The sequence below is a fragment of the Robertmurraya sp. FSL R5-0851 genome (genome assembly GCF_038002965.1).
Classification (GTDB): Bacteria; Bacillota; Bacilli; order Bacillales; family Cytobacillaceae; genus Robertmurraya_A; species Robertmurraya_A beringensis.
The window spans coordinates 1,861,278-1,883,903 of sequence record NZ_JBBOOE010000001.1 but is presented as its reverse complement, the minus strand read 5'-3'; the positions used below and the strand labels follow the sequence as shown (position 1 = coordinate 1,883,903).

The following is a 22,626-nucleotide window of genomic DNA, read 5'->3' as shown; positions in this document are numbered from 1 at the left end:
CTAACACAAAATGGAAGTTGTATGTCTGATTCATTCATATCCTAGTTAATCTGAGGTAAAAGAATAATAACTTCAGTACCCTTATCTTTTTCACTATTCACTTTTATTTTCCCTTTGAAAGAATGGATAATTTGAAAACTTACCATCATTCCTAATCCTGTTCCTTTTTCCTTTAAAGAATAAAACGGAGAGCCAAGTCTGTCTATTTGTTTTTTTGTCATGCCAATTCCTTGGTCCTTAATGATAATTTTTATGAATCCATCATCTGTTGCAGTACAACTAACCCAAACCCTTCCTCCAGTGGGCATAGACTCTACAGCATTTTTCAAAATATTAATTAACGACTGGTTCAATTTTTGGGGGTTAGCAAATATCCAACAGTTATCCTGAATATCCGTTCTAATCTCAACATTATGATTGAGGCTGTAACTTCGTATGATATTTACTACACGTTCTATCTGATAACCTACTTCGATTTTTGCGATGTTATTAATGGACGGTTTTCCAACGGATAAAAAATCTTCAATAATTTCATTTGCACGATCCAGTTCATCAATTGATATTTTTATATATTCTTTTTTTACTTTTGGCAAATCGGGTTCATTTAGAAGTTGTAAAAAACCACGTGTAACTTGCATTGGATTTCTGATTTCATGAGCGAAAACACTTGTTAACTCACTTATCACTCGTAATTTCTCCGTATTTTGAACCTCTAAACGAAGCTGGTGAATCTCCCTGATTTTTTCAATCAGAATGGTAAATAACCAAGTAACAACTACTGCTAAGAAAAGATGAACCATCTGTATTTTGAAAAAATCATAGGAAAAACCTCTCAAAATACAGAAAATAGTAAGGCCACTTAGACAGTAAAACAAGGAAAGACCCACCGCAATTTTTACCCTTTTATCTTTTTTCGAAAGTGAAAACGATCTTTGAAAAAACAATATAAAAGGTAGTGATGTTAATAAGACAAGAACCGTATTATAAAATCCTATACTAATTCCAAAGGATAGGCGAAAAAGGATGATTATTACAGACAAGAAGATCCCCGGCCAAAATCCACCATATAACGTGCCTAATAATAGAGGAATAATTCTTAACTCCAAACGAGAATTATCACCAAAATTCACTGGAAAGGACATGCAAAATATGATTGATATTCCCCATAAAATGGTCATAATGATGTTTTTATTTTTCTGGCTTTTTACCTTTTCTGTAATAAATGTATAGTAAATAAATATAGGGATAACCACTAGCGTCAGTTGAAACAAAAAATCTTTAATTATACTCATCTGTGTACCTTTCGTATGTATAAGCATTTTGAATTTGAGATATTTATATTATCTTTATCGACCTAATTTCACTAAAATATAGTACTTCTGTAAAATTATTTATTAAGTGAAGCAGTTACGTAAAATTCTTATACAAAAACTAAAAAGGACATTAATCTAATGATTAATGCCATTGATTGCTCAAGATTATATATCAGACTCTAACCGTTGCATAAACTCCTCCGCTGCACTGTAACCTTGCTGCTTCAGAAGCCAGTTATTTGCCGCTGCTTCAATTAAACCCGCCACATCGCGACCCGGTTGAAGCTGAATTTCTATATGGGGGATTTGTACTCCCATATATTCGGTATATTTGGCTTCGTGATCCAACTCATTATTGAGTGAATTTTTCTGCCATTTTGTCAATTCAATATCTAGCGCAATCCTCGTCTCATCCTGAAAAGCTTTTCGCCCATATAAGCGGACTACATTTAATAGGCCGATACTCCGAAGCGCTAGAAACTCCTTCGTTTTTCCATCATGGGTCCCGAGAATCGTTCGTGGACTAAGTTTTTTTAACACTACAATATCATCAGCCACAAGCCTGTGACCCCTACCTATCATCGTATGTGCCGTTTCGCTTTTACCGACACCTGAATTTCCCCGAAGTAAAATGCCCATCCCATATACATTGATACAAACCCCGTGTACAGCGATAGCAGGAGCTAATGTTTTTAGCATATAATCATCAAGGTTTGTAATAAATTCAGATGTAGGATGAGGCTCGTTTGTACACAACAATGGAATTCCCTCTTCTAGGCAATACTGAGTTAAATAAGTTAGCCCCTCCTGTCCAGCAGTAACGATAAAGCAAGGTGGATGGTATTTTACAATATTTCCTATACGCATCTGGCGTTCCTCTATACTCAATTTGTGTAAATATGTAATTTCTTTTCTACCAAGAATTTGAACACGTTCCGTTGGAAAAAAATCAAAGTGACCCACAAATTCCAAGCCTGGACGGTGAGATCTTGATTGTTTTATTTGTTGCTTTAACTTATTTTCCCCAGTAAGTACTTTTAATGAAAATTTCCGAACCAAATCTTCAACCGTTAAAATTTTCATATCTATCTCCCTCTCATTCCGTTCTATTTATACTATTGAGAAATGTATGTATGAAACACTAAAGTTATTTATATTGTGACAGAATATATAATATTATATCAATGTATAAATCCAAAGACTATCTTAAACACAAATGACACCTAATATTTGTCAAATAAAAAACCGTAGAAATAAATCTACGGATATACTTACTTTTTCAAGATAAATATGTTCTCTATTTACAGCCAATGTTTCGGGTATTGTCTCTTAGGAAATAGATTATTATATAGCATGGAAACAAACACTAGTAAAAAGATGCCTATGAATACGGGAATAAGATAGCCCCATCCGGTTTCAAAGTTAATCGCAACTAGAGCACTAGCTGCAGCGGGTGGGTGGATGGTTTTTGTAAGAGCCATTAAAATTAACACAATCACTAAGGTAATTATTATAATATACAGACTCTTCCCAAAAATACTCCAAATGAGAAGACCTGTTGCAGTGGAAAGGATGTAGCCCCCAATTACTTGCCTCGGTTGAGATAAAGGACCGTTATGCGCCGCAAATACTAAAATACTGCTCGCTCCTAAAGGACCTATTACCATAGAATAATTTGAGGAAAAAGCTAAAATACAAATGATACTAACAGCTAGAAAGACCCCTACAACACTTATGATAGAATCTATATAATCAAACTTAGCATCGTTTCTAGATTCACCTTTCATTTTATTAAAGTATACCAATAAACGATCAAACGATGGATTTTTTATATTGTCATTCGATTTTTCTAAAGTATTCATTGAATTCCCCTATACTATACTAATTATCTAATATTTTCTAATATAATTATGTTATATATCTTATAGGAATACTATGAATTTTTAAATAGTTTTTTTAAAAATTTAGATTTTATAATAAGGTGATTAAATTAAGCAAGTTCTCGGAACCCTTTTATGTTATATTCACACTAACACATCCATTAGAAAATGCTACATAATAAAACAGCAAAAGCACACGGTTTCTCCGTGTGCTTCTCATTTTTACTTATACTTTTATTTAAACTTGATATTGTACTCTGTCTGGAATGTTTCCCTAGGTTTAAGTGTATTCACGCCAAATTTCTCTTTAAAATCTCCTACCGTATCATAAGTATCAGCCACCCCGTACCATGGCTCAATGCAAACAAATGGAGCAATACTCCCATCTTCCTCTATATATTTCGACCATATTCCAACAAACGGGAAATTTTTAAACATAACTTCTACTCCATAACTGGATTTATTTGAAACCAATGTAATCTTATCGATATTGCTGTAAACGAGAGCATCATTCGCAAAAAGTGAATGTGTTAGTGGAAGCATTCCAATATCATCAACTTTCCCTTTCTCGTGAAGCAAAGAGTTCTGAAGCTCGTACTCCATTACACTCATATCTTCTGCAGGAGTAAAGTGTATATGGTAATCCTCAATGGTTTCACTTTCTAAAAGTGGAATCTTAAAAGCAGGATGAGCACCAATAGAAAAATGCATTTCCTTCTCATTTTCATTCACAATTTCCCAATGTACAATCAGTGAGTCTTCTTGAAGCATATACCGGATAATCGCTTTAAATTCATAAGGATACACATCACTAAAACGTCCAGCAGATTCAAAAACAAAAGCAGCATTAGTTGCTGTTTGCTCTAGTAATTTGAATTCAACATCACGCAAAAAACCATGTTGTGACATCTGATACGTTTGACCATCGATTTGATATTGATCATCTTTTAATCGCCCTACTATCGGAAACAATACTGGAGACACTCTTCCCCAATATTTGTTGTCCCCTGTCCACATATAATCTAGTCCATTTTTCTTGTGCTTAACTCTGCGTAATTCTGCTCCATGACTTTCTATATCTACCTGCAACCATTCATTTTCGACTGTAATCATATTTTCATTCCCTCTTCTTTCTGATCTGATATGTATAAATTCTATACTAAAAGACTCACTCACAAAAAGAAAGGCTTAGTATTTTGATACCAATAATCATTTTTCTTCTAAACAGAACAGATGTTTTGTAGTAGAATAAACAAAGTGTTTTGATTTACTACATAATAGATTCATAGAGGTGGAAAATAATTGAATGGTACATCACATGCAGCAGTAGGTGCAGCAACAGGATTTGTCGTTGCAAATTCATTACAAACATCACCAACAACAACACTTTTGTTAGTCGGTTTGGGAGGAATCTCAGGTTTAATCCCAGACCTAGATATTGACGGAAAGCTTCGTGGAAAAATAACCCTTTCACATAAAGTAATTCGGCTATCTGCTCTAATCATTGGAATAATGATGGTGATCTATAGTTTCTTTGAAAAATCAGAGATGGAAAGATGGCTAGGAGTAGGAATCGGTTTAATGATTATGTTAATCGCATCATTAATAAAGCAAAAGCATATGTTAACTATTACGGGAGTAGCTGTTTTAGTAGGTGGATTATCTGTAGAGGAGCTTTGGATCATTCTACTGGGGATTTATATTATGATAGCTTCTGTATCCTCGCATCGGAGCTATACCCATTCATTAGTAGGAATAGCGTTCTTTGGCTATATTGCTTTCCTTTTTGAATCCTCTCTTGGAATGGATGGTGTGTTCTATGCTTGTCTAGGCGGATATATTAGTCATTTGATTGGAGACCTAAAAATACTTCCATTCAATAAACGAGGAGTGAAGATATTTTTACCCCTATCATCTAAAGAAATTTAGTTTTTTGATCCAAACAAATAACACACCCTGGATCCTTATAACAGGGTGTGTTAACACATTAAAGGATTCTTATAACTGAGCTGTTCTTCTATTAAAATCAAGAACTTATGCGTGGATTCTCTGGTTATAGGTTTCTCTTAGACGCTTAATATCTTCCTTGGGTGGGAAGCCAAACATACGTGAATATTCACGACTGAATTGTGAAGGACTTTCGTATCCCACACGAAAAGCAACATCCGCGGCATCATTTGACTCTGATAACAACAATCGTCGAGCTTCCTGTAATCTTAGTTGCTTTTGGAATTGAATCGGACTCAAACCGGTTACTTCTTTAAAGAGTCTATGAAGGGAAGATACACTCATATTCGCTAATTCTGCAAGTTCCTCCACTCGAAGGGATCTTTCAAAGTTATTAAAGATTTCTTGAATAACATCCCTAATTTGATAAGTGGTGCTTCCCTCTATTGCCATTTGTTCTAGCATTCCCCCGTACGGCCCTTGAAGAACCTTATAAAGAATTTCCTTTGTAAAAAGAGGTGCAAGAACAGGAATATCTTTAGGATTATCTAGTAAACTAACTAGCCTGCGAACTGCATCTAAAAGAGATGTCTCAATTTTACTTACAAACATTCCCCGATTTACCTTTTTCTTCGGTTCGACGGTTGCCTTAAAGTCACTTAAGACCTCTAAGATTTGATTCGGTGTAAATTCAAGTTTTAGAGCTAAATAAGGAGAGTCCGTTGATGCTTTAATTACTTGCCCTGTGACCGGCAAGTTAACAGAGGCAACTAGGTAATCAGCAGGACTGTATTGAAAACGCTCTTCTGCCAGTAATACTTCCTTCTCCCCCTGAACGATCATACAAAAGGAGGGCTTGTAAACTCCATACCGAGGTTCCGTAACATCCGATTCTCTAATAAAAAATAACGACGGGATAGCGGTTGTGTGTACACCATTTTGCGTTGCATACCGTTTAATGAGTTTCGTCAGCTCGGACTGTTGTTGGTAAATTTGCTCAGACATTCATGATTCCCCTCATTCCTCATATCTTTGTAGTTTGATTGTAATGCATAGTGGTCAAATACGTAAATGGTTATGATAGGATTAGGCAATCATTTGCTATGAATAGGTCACTTTTTTTTCATTTTTTAAAACAACAAAATGATAAATAAAAACAAATATACCAGTTTTTCTCATTTCATATAATAGATTAATAGGCTGTCAATGCCTCTTCTGTTGGTCGTTCCCCTCTTTGTAATTCACTAAGACTTAGCCCAAAATCAAGTTGTAGGTGCGGATAATCTTCGAATCCCATCCAATCTCCTCCCCATTCAAACCCGAGTTCCTTAGCTCTCTCAACCACTTCCATCCAATCAGGAGATCCATTTCCATTCCCATCAAATTCCATATCCCAAATAACCTGACCTGCTTCGGTCTTTAGGGCAAAGTCCACTGCAAGTCCAAAATTATGAAGTGATTCTCCTCCTCTAGCATACGTAACAATGCTTCCTTCTGTTGTACGACCTTGCTCATATAGAATATTTTGTTCCTCTACACTACGAAAGCCATCTGTAATAACAACTGTAATTCCCTGATCGGCCATATTTTGAATGAGTTGATTGGTACGCTCCTCTACTACTGGATGAAGAGCGGTAGGCAACGGGACATCCTCTTTTTTAATATATTGGTAGTATATAATAGTTACTATAAGAATCATGCAAACGAACATCCAAAATCTTTTCATGGCTGCCTTTCCTTTCAAAAAGTAAATCATACAGTATATAGACGAACGAGTTTAAGAATAGTTTCATTTTTACATAGGGAATATAAATGATAAAAGAGGGTGAAGCACCCTCTTTTTTTACCCATTCAGCCTTGTCATCACATCTGAGATTGTAAAATCTACTACGAGTGTTCCACCACTATAATCACTGTCTGTGTATAAACCATTCGTTTCAGTTCCTGTAGAAGAACCTCCTGAATATAACGTATAGCTAGAATCTTTCGATAAGTCCGGTGAACTTATATAAAGTGACTGATATTCTTTTTCTGGTGCAAAAGTGGCGATCGTATTTCCTTCACTATCTTCTAAATGAACAAGCGTTCCTGCCGCCTGTGTTTCTGGGAATGTCATCATAATGGCATATTGTCCAGACATCTCGGAGCTAGTTTGTGTTTTCGTACTCCCAGCTGCAACTAGTACTCCTCCAGATATTTCAAATGTCTCCACATAGTCAATTTGACCATTTCCATCATCTGTTGGTCCATTCACAACGACTGTCCCATCCGTCATAACAAATGAACCGTTAGAATCCAGGCCATCACCCAGTGAATTTACAGATACATATCCTCCTGTAATCTGAATAAGATGATCCCCTGCTGCGCTTTCTTCTATGTTGTCACCTGAGGAATCCGCTCCGCCACCCACATTTAGTCCATCATCAGCAGAGGTAATGTCGATCGTACCACCTGCAATGGCCACAATTTTACTTTCGATTCCTTCATAAGTCTTGGTAATTGTAAGATTTCCACCCTTAGTTACTACCGATGAATCGGCGTGAATCCCATCATCTCCTGATGCAATTGTCATTTCCCCGGCTTCTAATAAAACACTATTGCTACTGTGAATGGCATCATCAAATGAATCAATTACAAATGTCCCTCCACCAATCGCAAGCTCCGTTGTCGCCTTCAGACCTTTTGCACTGCTTGTTTCTGTAAAGGTTGTGGAGTCCTCGGAGTGTCCTCCATTAGCATACTCATTTATTCCAATGGTTTCAGGACTTCCACCACCAGTTACAATGTCATAATCTCCGTCTAATACATACAGGGAAGTTTCAGCTTGTATACCATCATTGTCTGCTACAATGGTATATGTTCCACCTTCAAGGGCAATATTTCCTTTTTCAGCATTTTAATCATTAGTTGATTTGATTCCATCACCGCCTGCTGTAAGCGTTAAATTCCCATCCTGGACAGCTATTAGGTCTCGTCCAACAATAGCATCATCTTTAGCTGTTACTACAATATTTCCACCTGTAATTCTTAGCTCATCTTTTCCAATAATTCCATCATTAAAGTTACCCTCTACAGTAAGCTTTCCTTCACCATTAATGGTTAAATGATCTTTACTAAAAATGGCGGAATTGGGTTCCTCTTCTTCTTTATCATCATATACATACTGCGTTCCATCAGAAATGATATTCTCTGTCCCCTCCGGTAAGGATATCACTGTCTTTTCAGCATCCTTCACATAAATAGGAGCGGAAGTACTGCTATGAATGTCTACTCCATTTAAGACGAGTCGAACGGTACTTTTATCCTCCGCTTCTACAACGATTTGTCCATCATCTAATGTTCCACTTATAACATATACACCACCGGTACGGATATAAATAGTGCTTTCAGACACAACGACAGCTCCTGATCCTTCATAAGTGGCTGTCCCCTCATTCAATTGAATATACGTTGGATCCTCATTTTCCCACTCTGTATAAAGGTCATCATCGCTGTAGGTTGCAAGCTCACTTACAAACGTTTGAATATTTCCGTTACCAATTGTACTTAACGTGTCAATATTTACTCCAGAAGAGGTACTAGTTAAAATAACTGACTCCTCACTATTGCTGCATGCAACTAACATGCCAGCACATACTAATGGTGCCACCTACTTTGTAAATCTATTATTTTTTTTCATTATTCGGCTCCTTTTTTACTTGTTGAGCCTATTATGTTGTATTAACCTTAACAAAACCTTAAAGAGTACAAGTTCATGTAAAAAAAACAGGACAGTGAGCACTGTTCCTGCTTATTTCATATATCGGTATTCACGCAAACTATTTAAAATAGATATTTCCTGTAATAACTCTTCTCCAACATTTGTTTCTATAACCTTTTTTCTCTCTAGTTCTTTATCTACCAATCTTTTTACTGATAAAACATCTGTTCCATTACAAAGTACATCTTGTTTTGAATTAAATTGCTTGTGTGCAACAAGCTGCATACCGTAGGAATTATATAATAACGTGTAACCCGCTATCCCTGTTGTTGATTGATATGCTTTGGAGAATCCTCCATCGATGACAAGCATCTTACCGTTGGCTTTAATAGGATTTTCTCCTTCAATTTCTTTTACTGGTGTATGACCATTAATAATGTGACCTTGTTCTGGATTCAAATCAAACTCCTCTAAAATTCTACGGCAGAGGTCCTCGTTTTCCCGTAAATGGTAGTAAGGGTTCTTTTTCTCTTTATGGGTTTCCTTTTCTTTAATAAAGTAGCGCTCAAAGGTGGTCATGGCCCTTTTTCCAAAGAGAGAGGAATACTCTCCTGTCCATAAATACCAGACCATATCTGTCGCCAGGTCATCTGTCTTTTCAGGATGAGCAAAAGCATGACGTAAATAATGTTCAAATTTATCAAGTAATTCCCGACCGGCATAGGTTGTATTTTCAATCACCATTTTCTCCATATTTCCTTCTTCATCTAAAGGAATACAGCCATGGATTAATAAGTTTCCGTTATATCTCAAATAAAGACTGCCTTTTTTCATTAGAAAATTCATATGCCTTGCTAACTTTTCGGAATGCTGGACAGAAAATAGCAGTCTTTCAATCACTTGAGCTTCTTCCTCTAGTAATTGATCAGGTTGTTCTGGATTCACTGTAGCAAAGCAGCTGTTTTCCAGTTGGTATGTTTTCCCATTGATTGTAATTTCATTTTTGTCATAATCAATTTTCTCAAGCAGAAGTCTCTCTGCCATATTAAAGTTCGGGCGTCTCTTTATGATCGGCATCTCTAGTTTAAACTGAATCATGGAAATGGCTTGATGAATTTTTGTAATTTGTAGTCGTTCATGATCTGTCAGTTTCTTATCTGAATGCGCCTTTGGTCTAAAAGCGGGATTGTCATTATAGTATTTCTCAGCCAGATTAAGAAGCGGCCTAAGATTGATTCCATATACATCTTCAATAATATCCAAATTATCGTACCGGGCACAGATACGAATAATATTAGCGAGACAAACCTTTGAACCAGCAAATGCGCCTAGCCATAGAACATCATGATTTCCCCATTGAATATCAACAGAATGATAATTGATGAGAGTTTCCATAATTTTATCTGGTTCAGGTCCACGGTCATAAATATCCCCAACTACATGGAGATGGTCAACTACCAATCTTTGAGTTGTATAAGCTAGACCAGTAATGAGCTTTTCTGCCTGTCCTAAGGAAATAATTTGTTGAACAATCTTCGTATAATATTGTTCCTTATTGTTGGAATCATCTGCTTTATAAAGTAACTCTTCAATTATGTAAACAAACTGATTGGGCAATGCTTTACGTAATTTCGAGCGTGTATATTTAGAAGAAGCATATGATATGAGTTTTATCATACGATAGATGATGACTATATACCATTGGTTAACTTCTTGATCACTTATAAAAGTATTTTTTACTAACTGTAATTTTTCTTCTGGATAATAAATTAATGTAGCAAACTCATTCATCTCTTTTTCAGTTAAAACATCTTGAAACAGATCTTTTATTTTTTCCTTGACATTTCCCGATCCATTTCTTAACACATGTTGAAAAGCTTGATACTCCCCATGTAAATCACTGACAAAATGTTCTGTTCCCTTTGGAAGATTAAGGATCGCTTCAAGATTAATAATTTCCGTTACTACTTTTTCTTCACTATCATATTTTTGGGCCAGTAAATCTAGGTATTTTGGATTCAAGGTATGTATCCCCTTTCATTATTCAACATTATTTTACACTTTAATAGATTTAGAGGAAATACTATATTTTAAAGTCAACCGTATTCTTCAATAAAAAAGCAGTGACCTCCCTCTAGGAGACACCGCTTTCAAGTCACTATTTTTTATGGAAGATACTTCATTTTTTCCTGTATAGACGTTCTTTCTTTTGGTTGACTAATCTCTTCTGGATAACCAATCCCAAACACCCCAATCACATCGTACCCATCTGGAATGCCCATGATTTCACGATTTTTCGCTGCATTCCCCATGGAAGACCAGAAGGTTCCAACACCTTCTGCCCAAGCAGCTAAATTAACGTTTTGGACAAAACAAGCGGTGGCAAGAACATTTTCATACGTCTCTATTTCCGTTGATCCATGTTTGGATAGGATCGCTAGTACAACAGGTGCCTGACAAAAATTTGTTTTATGATTTAATTTTGTTCTTGTTTCTGGTCCAATCATATACACTTCCCATGGCTGGGTCATCTTATGATTAGGAGCCATCGTTCCAGCTTCTAACCATTTGTTGATTTGTTCTGGTTCAACCATGTCTGCTTTAAATTTTTTAATATTTCGTCTAGAATAAATATTTTCTAAAATGTTCAATTTAGTTTCCTCCCCTATGTTCTTTACATTTAACTTACACGTTTAAACTGACTAGTATAAAGCTCATAATAATATCCTTTGTTATCTACTAATTACGTAAATCCATAGATACTACAGGGACCCTAAATAAAGGTGACAATATGGTTGAGATTACTTAGTTTCTTTCTTATATTATATAGCGAACTTAACTAAGTTGCCGGCTATATAGCCCTGTAATAATGTTATTATCATTCTTTACAACGTGAACCATGTAGCTTGAGATTTGTTGTCATTTTCATCATAATTTCAACCAGCGTGTTCTGTTCCTCCTGGGTAAGCTGATTAAATGGACCAGCTATCATCTCCATTCGGGAATGTTTCATTTTAGAAATCATTTCTTTTCCAGCCTCAGTTAATTTTACGATGCGTGTTCTTGCATCATTTTTATCCGGTTCACGGTAAACTGTTCCAGCTAGCTCTAATCGATCAATCATTTGAGACATGGAACTTGAACGAACTTCTAGCCGTTCCGCAAGCTGACCAATTGTACATCCATTCTGTTTCGCTAGAAAACGTAAAATAAGCCATTGTGTCTTCGTAATCTCCGTTCCGTCTTGACTATTCCTTTGACTCCTCTTCATGTGTCGACCAATCGCTTGAACACAATCTACAAATTGCTCTAATTGTTTTTCCTGTGATTCCATTATTTAGTCACCTCACATTTATATAATATAGCGACCCTAAATAACTGTCAATTAAAACACTTGCTACACCTCCTCAGGTACACGAAAAGGACTTAACACTTTCGTCTTAAATATTTCCTTCATAAACTCTTCCATTGAAGATGATTGTCTATTGTTATAGCAACTTTGAATGGTTTCCAAAAGTAAAGACGGTACTGCTTTACCTTCAATCAAAGGATAGTATTCATCATGAGCTTTTTTCAGATCCTCCCATCGATGATCATTTCCTTTGTTCATATACTCAGACACATCAATGACTTTTGCTCGACCATTTTGAAGTAAAATATTTTTCAAATGAATATCACGAGGATTTAAATTATTTTTCCTAGCGTATTCTCTTGCCTTTTCAACATCTTGTATGACTTGTGATGGAATACGAATTCCCTGAATGAGACAATCATACAGTGTAATGCCAGATTCAAAGCTTAAGACTAAATATCGATCATTTGCGGCATAACATTTAGGAAAGTACGATGCCCCCGCTGAAACTTCATATACAGAAGCTTCGATTTGAATTTTTCCTTTTTTATCATCAGCAAACAGTTTAAATGCGTATGTTGGGTTATGAATATACTGAAATACCGCGGCATCTGTCCCCACTCCGATACATCGTAGATCCTTGGCGCTACCGTGAATGGTTACAGGTTTGTTCTCTCTATTTGAAGTTATCTTAATTTGTGACAACAATTGATCTACTATTAATAAATCTCTTTGCATTTTAATCCCCCATAAGTGTATGTCTTATTGTTTTTTAAATCATAACAAAACATTATGTCAGAAAAATGACGACACTATGAAGAAATCATGATAAAAGCGTGTGGACCTACCTATTACGGGTTCACTTTTGAAGTGTAAAAAGTGAAAAAACAGGAATTCATAGGCGGAGAATTTCCGGCTAATGTCTATTGAGGAGGCTTAGAAAGCAGATATAAGCGGAGATATTCCGACTAACTGCTCTGAATATGACAAAATCCAAAGATTTTGATAGTTTAACCGGAAAAACTCCCTTTATTTTTAGGGAAATATCGGTATTTCCCTAATTAACCGGAATTTCTCCGTTTATTTTTCATTTGCAATTTGTTGACGGGTTCTCCTTAAAGGTTCAATGCAATTGGTAAAGGCCCTAACTATAAAAGCAGGCCTAGAAAAACTCATTTTTATAAAACCGCTGTCATCTATGATAAAAGGGCTGTCAATTACTATTAATCTAATCCTAACAAAAAACCGGAACATTTGTCCCGGCTTTCCTCATTATTCTAGTGCTGCTTTTACTTCTTCCGTCATTGCTTGTGTAGAACTAATACCATTCCCAGCAATATACCAGTTAACTGCATCTAGGTATATAATCTTCCCATTTTTATAGGCGTTTGTTTTCATAACAAGTTCGTTTTCAATTGTTTCTTTCGCTCCTACTTCTCCACCGACAGCAGCAGAGCGGTCAATAACAAAAATAACATCTGGATTTTTCTCGAGAATGTATTCAAACGTTATACTTTGACCGTGCTGAGAAACCTCTATATTTTCATCTACTGCCTTAAAGCCAAACACATCATGAACGAAACCGTAACGTGAACCAGGTCCGTACGCACTTACTTTTCCTTCATTAGCTAGTAAAATCAGAGCTTTACTTTCAGACGCAGATGCTTCTTTATTTACCTCATCAATACTTGATTGTAGCTCTTCCATCTTAGATTTTAGTACAGCCTCTTTTTCAAACAGTTCAGCTAAAAGGTTGAAGTTTTCTTCTAGAGAAGGAATGTAATTCGCATAATCAACAGCAACAAATATGGTTGGGGCAATCTCAGCAAATTGATCATATAACTCAGCTTGTCTTCCTGAAATAAAAATCACATCTGGCTGTAATTCATGGATCGCTTCAAAGTCAGGTTCTTTTAAACTACCTACATTTGTATATTCTGAGCCTTTGTACTTTTCTAGACTTTCAGGTACAATCGCTTGCGGAAGTCCAGCTACTTCTACACCTAACGCATCTAATGCATCTAGTATTCCAAAGTCAAAAACAACTACTTTCTCAGGATTTTTCTCAAGTGTTACTTCACCGTATTCATGTGTGAACGTAACTTCCTTTGATTCTTCTACTGCTTCCGTGCTTCCGTTAGTGGTTGTACTCGCTTCCTCCTTACTTCCACAAGCCGCTAGTAGAAACAGCATGGTGAAAATAAGAGAAGATAAACCTAATTTTTTCATTTTTTCATATCTCCTTTTTATGTATTGATAATGATTATCATTTTCATATCCTTATGTTATATGGATACACAAATAATGTCAACAGTAATTGAGAATATTTTTCAACTAGATTGATATTTAAATAAAAAAATAGGACTACCTGGATGGCAGTCCACTCAACAAAGGTCGGATTAATCCTCATTCCAATTTAGAAAAATCCTCCCTTAACAATGAATACATATATAAATCATCAAATTTCCCGCGAGTATACTCATATTTTCTAAGTAAACCTTCTCTAATAAATCCCTGTTTCTCCACTAACCTTTGGGATGAAAGGTTAGGAGGTTCAATTAACGCTTCTATCCTTTGAAACCCAAATTGTTGAAAACCATAGGCAATGATTGTTTTTAATGCCTCTCCAGCTATTCCTTTTCCCCAGTAATCTCTGCTTAACTCAAATCCAATCTCTGTACGGAAATGTTGAGAAACAAAGTTATGAAAACCACAACTACCAATAACAATTCCCTCTTCTTTTAACGTAATTCCCCATCTTAATCCTTTATTGTTCTTTTCAAGGGATTGATACCATGATATCTCGTCCAATGCCTCGTTGATAGATTTAAAGGGTTCCAATCCATAATATTTCATTACTTCGTTATCAGAAAGATAGCTAAGTATATTACTAGCATCGTCTTTTGTAATTTTTCTCAAAACTAATCTATCCGTTTCAAGATTTGGAAATGTATGAATCTCTATAGACATCGTTCCCCCACCCTTCTCAGTTATTTCATTTCAATCATTATACCATTTTTATACAAAACTAATCACGTTTCCAAATTGACAGAAACACCAAATTTCCCTATAATAAAATTATTAATTTCATACTCCTAAAGGGGAGTAGCTTTAACAGCAAGGTCGTCATTACGGAGCATCTAGCTCTCGGCTTTGTTGGCAACTACTGTTGTTAGCAAGACCTTTACCAATTTATTTTGGTAAAGGTCTTTTTTGTTTTTATCCATTAAAAAAGGGAAAGGAAGAAAAAAATGAACCTTTTCACGAAGGATATGCCCAATTATATTAAAAAAGAAATCGAACTCATGCAGGAAAAACTTTCTCCATTAATGAAGAAAGTATCTAGATACGCTTTATGGACCATGCCCTTAATTTGGGTATCACTATTTAATCTTGGATATGTATTATTTTTCGGTGAGATTACTCAGGATACCCTTCCTACCATCCTTATCTACGCTGCAATCGGTGCACTCGGATTCGCTTTATTTCGGGAGCTAAGATTCCACCAAAAAGAAATTCAGAAGCAAAGTTCGGCATACATTATTGATCGAATTAAGAATAGTGAAGTCGCCACTGATTACCATAAGAAAGAATATATTAATCTTATAAAAGAACAGCCAAACGCTCGTGCGATCAATCATTTTATTCAATTTTTAATGGAAGAAAATCAGAGAAAGCATATGCTTCAATAAATAATAAACACCCTGGAGAAATGGATCTTCCAGGGTGTTTATTATATTATTATGATGCATCTTCAAACTGACTATTATATAAATCTGCATAAAATCCGTTTTTCAGAAGCAATTCTTGATGCTTCCCACTTTCGATAATATCTCCATCCTTCATTACTAGAATCAAGTCTGCATTTTTGATTGTCGAAAGTCTATGTGCAATAACAAATGAAGTTTTGCCCACTGTCAGCTTATCCATTGCCTCCTGAATCAATAATTCTGTACGAGTATCAACGGAACTTGTTGCTTCATCAAGGATTAGCAACGGAGCATCCTCCACCATGGCACGAGCGATGGTAATTAACTGTTTTTGCCCCGCTGAAAGATTGGCTTTATCGTCTAATACAGTGTCATACCCATGAGGAAGAGTTGTAATAAAATGATGTAAACCCACTGCTTTACAGGCTTCCTCTACCTGTTCATTTGAAACTCCTTTTCGAGAGTAAACAATATTTTCTCTTATCGTTCCTTCAAACAACCATGTATCTTGAAGTACCATACAGAATAGTTGATGAATATTTTGTCGTGTAAGATTACTTGTTGGAACACCGTCGATTAAAATTTCTCCACCATTCACTTCATAAAAACGCATCAATAGATTAATCAAAGTGGTCTTACCAGCACCTGTTGGGCCGACAATTGCCACTTTTTGTCCTGCCTTTGCCTTTGTGGAAAAATCCTTAATAACCATATTGTCTCGATTATATCCAAAGTTCACATGCTTAAACTCCACATCACCTTTTGCACTTTCGAGTCTGAGTGTTTTGCCACTTTCATTTGCCAGTTCTTCTTCTCCAAGAAATTCGAATACACGTTCACTCGCAGCGGTTGTGGACTGAAGATTTGTAGCTGCTTGTGCAAGCTGTGATAATGGCTGTGTAAAGAGACGAATGTAAATCATAAAGGCAACAATCACCCCAAATGAGATACTACCATTAACAGCAAGCACAGCTCCGACTAAACAAACCACCACATATCCGAAGTTACCAACAAACATCATGAGCGGCATCATTAGACCAGACATGAATTGAGATTTCCATGCACTATTGTATAGGCGTGTGTTAATTTCACGGAACGTTTCCTTTGCTTCTTTCTCTCCGTTATATACCTTCACAACATGATGTCCCGTATAAATCTCTTCAATATGACCATTCAATTTCCCTAGTTCTTTTTGCTGCTGGGCGAAGTATTTTTGAGATTTTGAAATGATGAACGTCATGAGTGCAAACCCTAAAATGGTAGAAAGTACAGCTGAAAGAGCCATAATCCAGTTCGTGTAAAACATCATGATCAGTGAGCCAACAAACATAGTAATAGCTGATACCAATGTACTTAAACTCTGATTCATCGTCTGTCCAATCATGTCAACATCATTTGTTACACGGCTAAGGACATCACCTGTACTTGTTGAGTCAAAATACTTGAGTGGTAATCGATTGATTTTCGTTGAAATCTCTGTACGTAATTTTTTGGACACTCTCTGTGTGACAGTGGCCATAATATACCCTTGGATGTAGTTAAAAATAAACCCTAACCCATATAGAAAAGCAAGAATCGTTGCGATTTTAACCACAGCATCAAGATCAATTTTGGTCATCAAGCCCTCTGTAATGAAATCGGTAATTTGACTAAGCAGTTCTGGTCCAACGATATTGAAAACTGACCCTAGCATAGCAAGGACTAAGGCAACAGTTATGATTGGTATATATGCTCTACAATACGATATGAGTTGCTTTAAGGAGGCCTTATTGATCCCATTTGAAGAGGGTGCTCCCCCGTGTTGAGGATGCTTCATTGCATTAGTTTTATGATTTTTCTTACCCAATTTCAAGCTCCTCCTTTGACAACTGAGAATACGCAATTTCTTGATATACCTCGCAATTGATCATAAGCTCTTGATGCGTTCCCATGCCGACGACTTCCCCATCGTCTAAAACAACAATTCGGTCTGCATCTTTAATCGTACCTATTCGTTGTGCAACGATGATCGTTGTGGCATCCTTAATTTCTTTTTTCAGTAACGAACGCAATATTCGATCTGTCTTATAATCTAATGCAGAAAATGAATCATCGAACAAATAAATTTCAGGTTGTTTGAAAATCGCGCGTGCGATAGACAATCTTTGTTTCTGTCCTCCAGAAATATTTGTACCACCTTGAGCAATCTCACCTTCGTACTGATTCTCCATTTTTTCAACAAACTCTGTTGCTTGTGCAATTTCTATCGCTTTTTTAATACTTGTTTCTTCTGATACGATGTCTATGTTGTGGCCGTATGCTACATTGGAAGACACGGTACCTCTGAATAAAACAGCTTTTTGAGATACATACCCTAGCTTATCGTGTAATGCTTCCTGAGAATAATTTTTTACGTTCACTCCATTAATGAAAATTTCTCCCTCCATAGCATCATAAAATCGTGGGATCAAATTTACTAATGAAGTTTTCCCACTACCGGTTGACCCAATAATTGCCACCGTTTCTCCTTTATGAGCTGAAAAACTGATGTTACGAAGAATATAGTCTTTTGCGTCTGGGTATTTAAAACTAACATTACGGAATTCAATTTCTCCGGAAAGACCTTCCTTTCCATCCGTCAAGTTTCCATCTATAATTTTTGCCTTTGTATTTAGTACTTCGTTAATACGTTTAGCAGAGACAGATGCCCGAGGAAGCATAATAAACACAAACGAAAGCATCATAAAGGCCATGATTACCTGCACTGCATATGACGAGAATACAACCATTTCTGAGAACAAGGATAATCGATCAGGTATGGCAGCCTGGTTGATTAAAAAGGCTCCAATCCAATAAATGACTAGACCGAGACCAGACATGATGAGTCCCATCGTTGGCATCAATATTGCCATCACTCGGCTTGTAAATAAATTCGTATTCGTGAGATCATTGTTCGCTTGTTCAAATTTCTCTTCCTGATAGGCTCCAGCGTTGTAGGCATGAACAACGCGAATCCCGGTCAAGTGTTCCCTTGTTACACGATTAAGGTTATCAGTTAAAGTCTGAATCACTTTAAATTTCGGCAAGGCGACAATAATTATGATTGAAAGCATCACTATAAGAAATAAAACGGCGAACCCTGTGGCAGCTGTCCACTCCCAGCTTTTACCCATAATTTTAAAAACAGCCCAAACCGCTAAAATTGGAGCTTTGACCAGTACTTGAAGTCCAGTAGCGATCAACAATTGAATTTGTGTAATATCGTTGGTTGATCGAGTGATCAAACTAGATGTAGAAAAACCATTGATTTCTTCCATCGAAAAAGACATGGTTTTTTCAAATACCATTCCTCGGAGACGAACAGAAAATCCCGCTGCAACTTTTGCGGCAAAAAAGCCAGTAATCATTGCCGCTATCATACTGCCCACTGCACAAAGAAGCATGTATCCCCCTTGAACGAGAACCTCACTCATTTTACTTCCTTCTGTCTGGACGAGCATGGTTATTTCATACATATAGTCAGGGAGCTTTAAATCAAGCCAAACCTGTGCAATAATAAACACCAAACTACACATAATTAATAACCAGTCTTTGCCCTGAAGATGCTTAAATATTTTTATCATTCATATACCCCCTAACAGTAGATCTCTCTATAAATCTAATAGTGTTAGATACTTTATTAATAAAAAGCAGACGAATACTTTGTGCCTGCATCATGTTTTACTCACTTTCAATAGTAATGTCGGTTATTCTTTTTAAGATACGAACAAATTCTTTCGCATCATGTTCTCCAAGCTTTTCAAGTGTTTGCTCAATCATCATTAACGCCTCTTTGCGTTCTTCCTCCATAAAGTGAGTTCCCTCTTCAGTAATGGTGACAATGACAATGCGTTTATCATTAGCGTCTCTGCTTCGCTGAATAAATCCCTTTTTGGACAAGCTATTCAGTGCCGATGCCACACGAGGAGTCGTAAGATATAATGCCTCACTCAGTTCACCTGAAGTAGCACTGCTCTTGGCAAACGTAAGGAATCCTAAAATTTTCTTCTCTCCATGTGAAATATCTTCTACTTTTTTCTGAAATGGCATCTTAGCTGTTCTCGTCATATTACGTAACAGTTCTTCCGCCAACTCTTTATAATCCATCGTAAGCTCCCTTCTAATTTATCTAACCCTATTAGATAAATTACTCCAGTTAGACCTCTATTGTCAAGTGAAATAGAAAAACCACCAAAAAGTCATTGGTAGTTCAGTATTAGTTTTTATAAAATTTACGTTTGCCACCATATATAGCCACCAAGGGCAATTAATGACAAGACAATAATAACTATATAGATAAGGGAGAGGTTTATAGTATTCCTCTTGACAGAACTCCTATAGTTTTCGTCGCTCTTCCCTGTTATTACTAACGTAAGTATGACCGAAATAATCAGGACAATAAATACTAAAATAATCAGAAATAACATCTTACACCTCTTGTTGACAAATTAATCAAAAATACTCTTATCTCAATTATACAGATCAACCCACTCATTTAACCCATCCAATTTTCCAAATTACTGGCCATCCAATCAGAAGAAACTTTGAAATAAAGGGTAAATATTTTCTTATTCTTCCTTCCTTCGATATAATAAAGTATCTTAAATTCAATGATGGTGAAGACAATGGAATGGAGACCAGACAAACAATTAGATATCCCTATTTATCAACAAATAGCTAATTATATTCAAAAGAGAATTGCCTACGGAGAGTATCCCCCTGGAACCATTCTGCCTTCTGAACGAAAGTTAGCAAAAGAATTAGAAGTGAATCGAGCGACTATTGTAACAGCCTATGATGTATTATATTCGAATGGCATGATTGAACGGATCAAAGGGAGTGGAACAAGGGTACACTCAGATGTTTGGGGGTTAACTCGATCACGGGTCCCAAATTGGGATCTCTATGTTGAACGCGGCTCTTTTTTACCTAATCTACCTTTGTTTCAACAGATCAGGGATGAAGTGTTAGAAAAAAATTTAATTAACTTTGCTAGCGGGGAATTAGCAAGTGATTTAATGCCGACCAAGATGTTCAAAGAAATCTTATCAAAGAATGATTTCCAACAATCATTAGGATATGACCATCCACAAGGAAACCTTGAGCTTCGCAATAGCTTGGTTGCTCATTTAAAAACACATAAACATATCGATTGCTCGAGTCAATCTATTCTTATTACGTCAGGAGCACAACAGGCATTGTATTTAGTTGCTCAATGTTTATTAGAAAAGGGAGATGCTATCGCGTATGAGGATCCTTCTTATGCCCACTCCCTCCCTATCTTTCGAACAATGGGGTTAAAAACCTTTAAACTTCCTGTCAATGAAGATGGGATGAATCCAGAGGATATTATAAAATTGCATCAAAAGCATAATATTAAAATGCTATTTTTAAATCCCATTTTTCAAAATCCAACTGGTACCATTCTGCCTATTGAAAAAAGAAAAAGAGTACTAGAAATTACAAATGAACTAGGGATTCCAGTGGTGGAGGACGATCCTTATAGTCTTATATCCTTTTCAGAAGAAATCGAAACCTCTTCCCTGAAGTCTATTGACGAAACAGGAAGTGTTTTATATATCAGTTCTTTTTCTAAGATTGCAGCTTCTGGATTAAGAATTGGTTGGATTATTGGTCCGGATAAAATTATTCAGCGTCTAGCAGATGCCAAACAACAGATTGATTTTGGACATAGTATTTTCCCACAATGGTTGGCAAGTGAATATATACAGTCACATTACTTTGATCAAAACCTAAAATCTTTAAAAGCACTACTAACAGAGAAAAGAAATATTCTTATTTCTTCCTTAAAAGAAGAGCTTACCAGCGAATTATCTTTCCATGTTCCTGAGGGTGGAATCCATATTTGGTGTAGCTTGCATGGAGATGTAAATGAATTTCATCTGCTTGAAGAATCGTTACGTAATGGGGTGGCTTTCGTTCCTGGTTCTCTTTTTGGATCAGAAAAAGGCTATATTCGGCTTACCTTTGGTCGAGTAGACTCCCATCTCATTTCTGAAGGGGTACAAAGATTAAAACGAGCGTTTGTAAAGCTAAAAAAATAATAAAAAAACGAAAGGCACCTACATTGGTGATTCCTTTCGTTTTTGTTAAAGATTAAATGACTCTCTCACCTTTTGCTATAAAGTACTCTTGTAAATTTTCTGAATGGATATTATATACTATTACCTTTTTCTTGAACTGTTTGACTACATCGATTGAGTTTCTTTCATTATATAGATATAGTCTTACATCGATGTTCCCCATTTTCGCGTCAATAATGATGTGTTTTCCATTCTTTTCTGGTGGTAAAAATGACTGTTCTGTTCCTGGATAAATATAATATTTCTCCATAAAGATCGCTTCATTAAAGTACTTAATAAATACCATCTTCTCTTCATGATCTAAAGAAAAATTATCTATAGTTACTGAAACCTTTTGATCATCAAGCTTCGCATGAGTTGCAAACTTACTCATAATCCATTCCACTGCTCCTAGTGGAAGAACGGTTGGTAATACTTTTACTAGACTTATAAGAATTAAAAACAAAATAGTCCAGACCATGCTTATCATCTCCATAGGTGGTTTAATATAATAATTGTATGTTGGTTTTTTATATTCGAATAATACCATACAATGCATGATTCTTACCCATCCTATTTCAATAAGATCACACCATCCACTTTCCTTAAATGGATTTTCTTCC

The 22,626-nt window shown here is 36.1% G+C and carries 20 protein-coding genes and 1 pseudogene; 3 read left to right on the top strand and 18 right to left on the bottom strand.

The window, feature by feature from the left end:
* Positions 1-41: 41 nt before the first annotated feature.
* From MKX65_RS09605 to MKX65_RS09590, 4 genes are all read right to left on the bottom strand, one after another.
* Positions 42-1,292: an ATP-binding protein gene (locus MKX65_RS09605; protein ID WP_340903396.1), complete on the bottom strand. Its 1,251-nt coding sequence runs from the start codon at positions 1,290-1,292 to the stop codon at positions 42-44.
* 186 nt (positions 1,293-1,478) lie between these two features.
* Positions 1,479-2,396 (bottom strand): HPr(Ser) kinase/phosphatase, encoded by a 918-nt coding sequence (gene hprK, locus MKX65_RS09600; RefSeq protein ID WP_340903395.1) that lies wholly within the window; start codon positions 2,394-2,396, stop codon positions 1,479-1,481.
* 218 nt (positions 2,397-2,614) lie between these two features.
* A complete protein-coding gene (locus MKX65_RS09595; RefSeq protein WP_340903394.1) occupies positions 2,615-3,175 on the bottom strand; it encodes an HPP family protein in 561 nt (186 codons plus the stop codon).
* Between the two features lie 252 nt (positions 3,176-3,427).
* Positions 3,428-4,306, bottom strand: a complete 879-nt coding sequence (locus MKX65_RS09590) for an aldose 1-epimerase family protein (RefSeq protein WP_340903393.1) — start codon at positions 4,304-4,306, stop codon at positions 3,428-3,430.
* Between the two features lie 189 nt (positions 4,307-4,495).
* On the opposite strand from MKX65_RS09590, the gene MKX65_RS09585 reads away from it, so the two are divergent.
* Complete coding sequence (locus MKX65_RS09585) at positions 4,496-5,122, top strand: metal-dependent hydrolase (protein WP_160547937.1); 627 nt, start codon at positions 4,496-4,498, stop codon at positions 5,120-5,122.
* A gap of 105 nt (positions 5,123-5,227) precedes the next feature.
* On the opposite strand, the gene MKX65_RS09580 is transcribed toward MKX65_RS09585, so the two are convergent.
* The 10 genes and pseudogenes from MKX65_RS09580 to MKX65_RS09535 all read right to left on the bottom strand — a co-directional run bounded on the left by MKX65_RS09580 (position 5,228) and on the right by MKX65_RS09535 (position 15,162).
* Positions 5,228-6,145, bottom strand: a complete 918-nt coding sequence (locus tag MKX65_RS09580) for an AraC family transcriptional regulator N-terminal domain-containing protein (RefSeq protein ID WP_160547936.1) — start codon at positions 6,143-6,145, stop codon at positions 5,228-5,230.
* A gap of 187 nt (positions 6,146-6,332) precedes the next feature.
* Positions 6,333-6,839: a M15 family metallopeptidase gene (locus MKX65_RS09575; RefSeq protein WP_340906204.1), complete on the bottom strand. Its 507-nt coding sequence runs from the start codon at positions 6,837-6,839 to the stop codon at positions 6,333-6,335.
* Positions 6,840-6,983: 144 nt separating this feature from the next.
* Positions 6,984-7,712 carry a carbohydrate-binding domain-containing protein gene (locus tag MKX65_RS09570; protein ID WP_340906203.1) on the bottom strand — a complete coding sequence of 243 codons (729 nt, stop codon included), beginning with the start codon at positions 7,710-7,712 and terminating at the stop codon, positions 6,984-6,986.
* Positions 7,698-8,765, bottom strand: a pseudogene (locus tag MKX65_RS09565) (carbohydrate-binding domain-containing protein); the annotation flags it as partial. The gene MKX65_RS09570 and the pseudogene MKX65_RS09565, both read right to left, overlap by 15 nt.
* A gap of 165 nt (positions 8,766-8,930) precedes the next feature.
* The gene (fbp, locus tag MKX65_RS09560; protein WP_160547933.1) at positions 8,931-10,862 is read right to left on the bottom strand and encodes a fructose-1,6-bisphosphatase; all 1,932 of its coding nucleotides are present in this window, start codon (positions 10,860-10,862) and stop codon (positions 8,931-8,933) included.
* A 143-nt stretch (positions 10,863-11,005) separates the two neighbouring features.
* Complete coding sequence (locus MKX65_RS09555) at positions 11,006-11,491, bottom strand: nitroreductase family protein (protein ID WP_160547932.1); 486 nt, start codon at positions 11,489-11,491, stop codon at positions 11,006-11,008.
* Between the two features lie 227 nt (positions 11,492-11,718).
* Positions 11,719-12,174 (bottom strand): MarR family transcriptional regulator, encoded by a 456-nt coding sequence (locus MKX65_RS09550; protein ID WP_160547931.1) that lies wholly within the window; start codon positions 12,172-12,174, stop codon positions 11,719-11,721.
* A 63-nt stretch (positions 12,175-12,237) separates the two neighbouring features.
* On the bottom strand, positions 12,238-12,930 hold the full coding sequence (locus MKX65_RS09545) for a serine/threonine protein kinase (RefSeq protein WP_340903392.1): 693 nt from the start codon (positions 12,928-12,930) through the stop codon (positions 12,238-12,240).
* 534 nt (positions 12,931-13,464) lie between these two features.
* Positions 13,465-14,421, bottom strand: coding sequence for an ABC transporter substrate-binding protein (locus MKX65_RS09540; protein ID WP_160547929.1), 957 nt, complete (start codon positions 14,419-14,421; stop codon positions 13,465-13,467).
* Positions 14,422-14,598: 177 nt separating this feature from the next.
* Complete coding sequence (locus MKX65_RS09535) at positions 14,599-15,162, bottom strand: GNAT family N-acetyltransferase (protein ID WP_160547928.1); 564 nt, start codon at positions 15,160-15,162, stop codon at positions 14,599-14,601.
* 281 nt (positions 15,163-15,443) lie between these two features.
* Between MKX65_RS09535 and MKX65_RS09530 the strand changes: the two genes are divergently transcribed.
* Positions 15,444-15,884: a DUF5392 family protein gene (locus tag MKX65_RS09530; RefSeq protein WP_160547927.1), complete on the top strand. Its 441-nt coding sequence runs from the start codon at positions 15,444-15,446 to the stop codon at positions 15,882-15,884.
* A 49-nt stretch (positions 15,885-15,933) separates the two neighbouring features.
* Here MKX65_RS09530 and MKX65_RS09525 read toward each other — a convergent pair whose 3' ends face one another.
* The 3 genes from MKX65_RS09525 to MKX65_RS09515 form a co-directional block, all read right to left on the bottom strand.
* Positions 15,934-17,718 (bottom strand): ABC transporter transmembrane domain-containing protein, encoded by a 1,785-nt coding sequence (locus tag MKX65_RS09525; protein ID WP_160547943.1) that lies wholly within the window; start codon positions 17,716-17,718, stop codon positions 15,934-15,936.
* 22 nt (positions 17,719-17,740) lie between these two features.
* A complete protein-coding gene (locus MKX65_RS09520) occupies positions 17,741-19,504 on the bottom strand; it encodes an ABC transporter ATP-binding protein (protein ID WP_340903390.1) in 1,764 nt (587 codons plus the stop codon).
* Positions 19,505-19,601: 97 nt separating this feature from the next.
* Positions 19,602-20,027, bottom strand: coding sequence for a MarR family winged helix-turn-helix transcriptional regulator (locus MKX65_RS09515; RefSeq protein ID WP_160547925.1), 426 nt, complete (start codon positions 20,025-20,027; stop codon positions 19,602-19,604).
* A 518-nt stretch (positions 20,028-20,545) separates the two neighbouring features.
* Here MKX65_RS09515 and pdxR point away from each other — a divergent pair.
* Positions 20,546-21,985 carry a MocR-like pyridoxine biosynthesis transcription factor PdxR gene (pdxR, locus tag MKX65_RS09510; protein WP_340903389.1) on the top strand — a complete coding sequence of 480 codons (1,440 nt, stop codon included), beginning with the start codon at positions 20,546-20,548 and terminating at the stop codon, positions 21,983-21,985.
* Positions 21,986-22,037: 52 nt separating this feature from the next.
* On the opposite strand, the gene MKX65_RS09505 is transcribed toward pdxR, so the two are convergent.
* Positions 22,038-22,484, bottom strand: coding sequence for a YfmQ family protein (locus MKX65_RS09505; protein WP_160547923.1), 447 nt, complete (start codon positions 22,482-22,484; stop codon positions 22,038-22,040).
* Positions 22,485-22,626 lie beyond the last annotated feature (142 nt).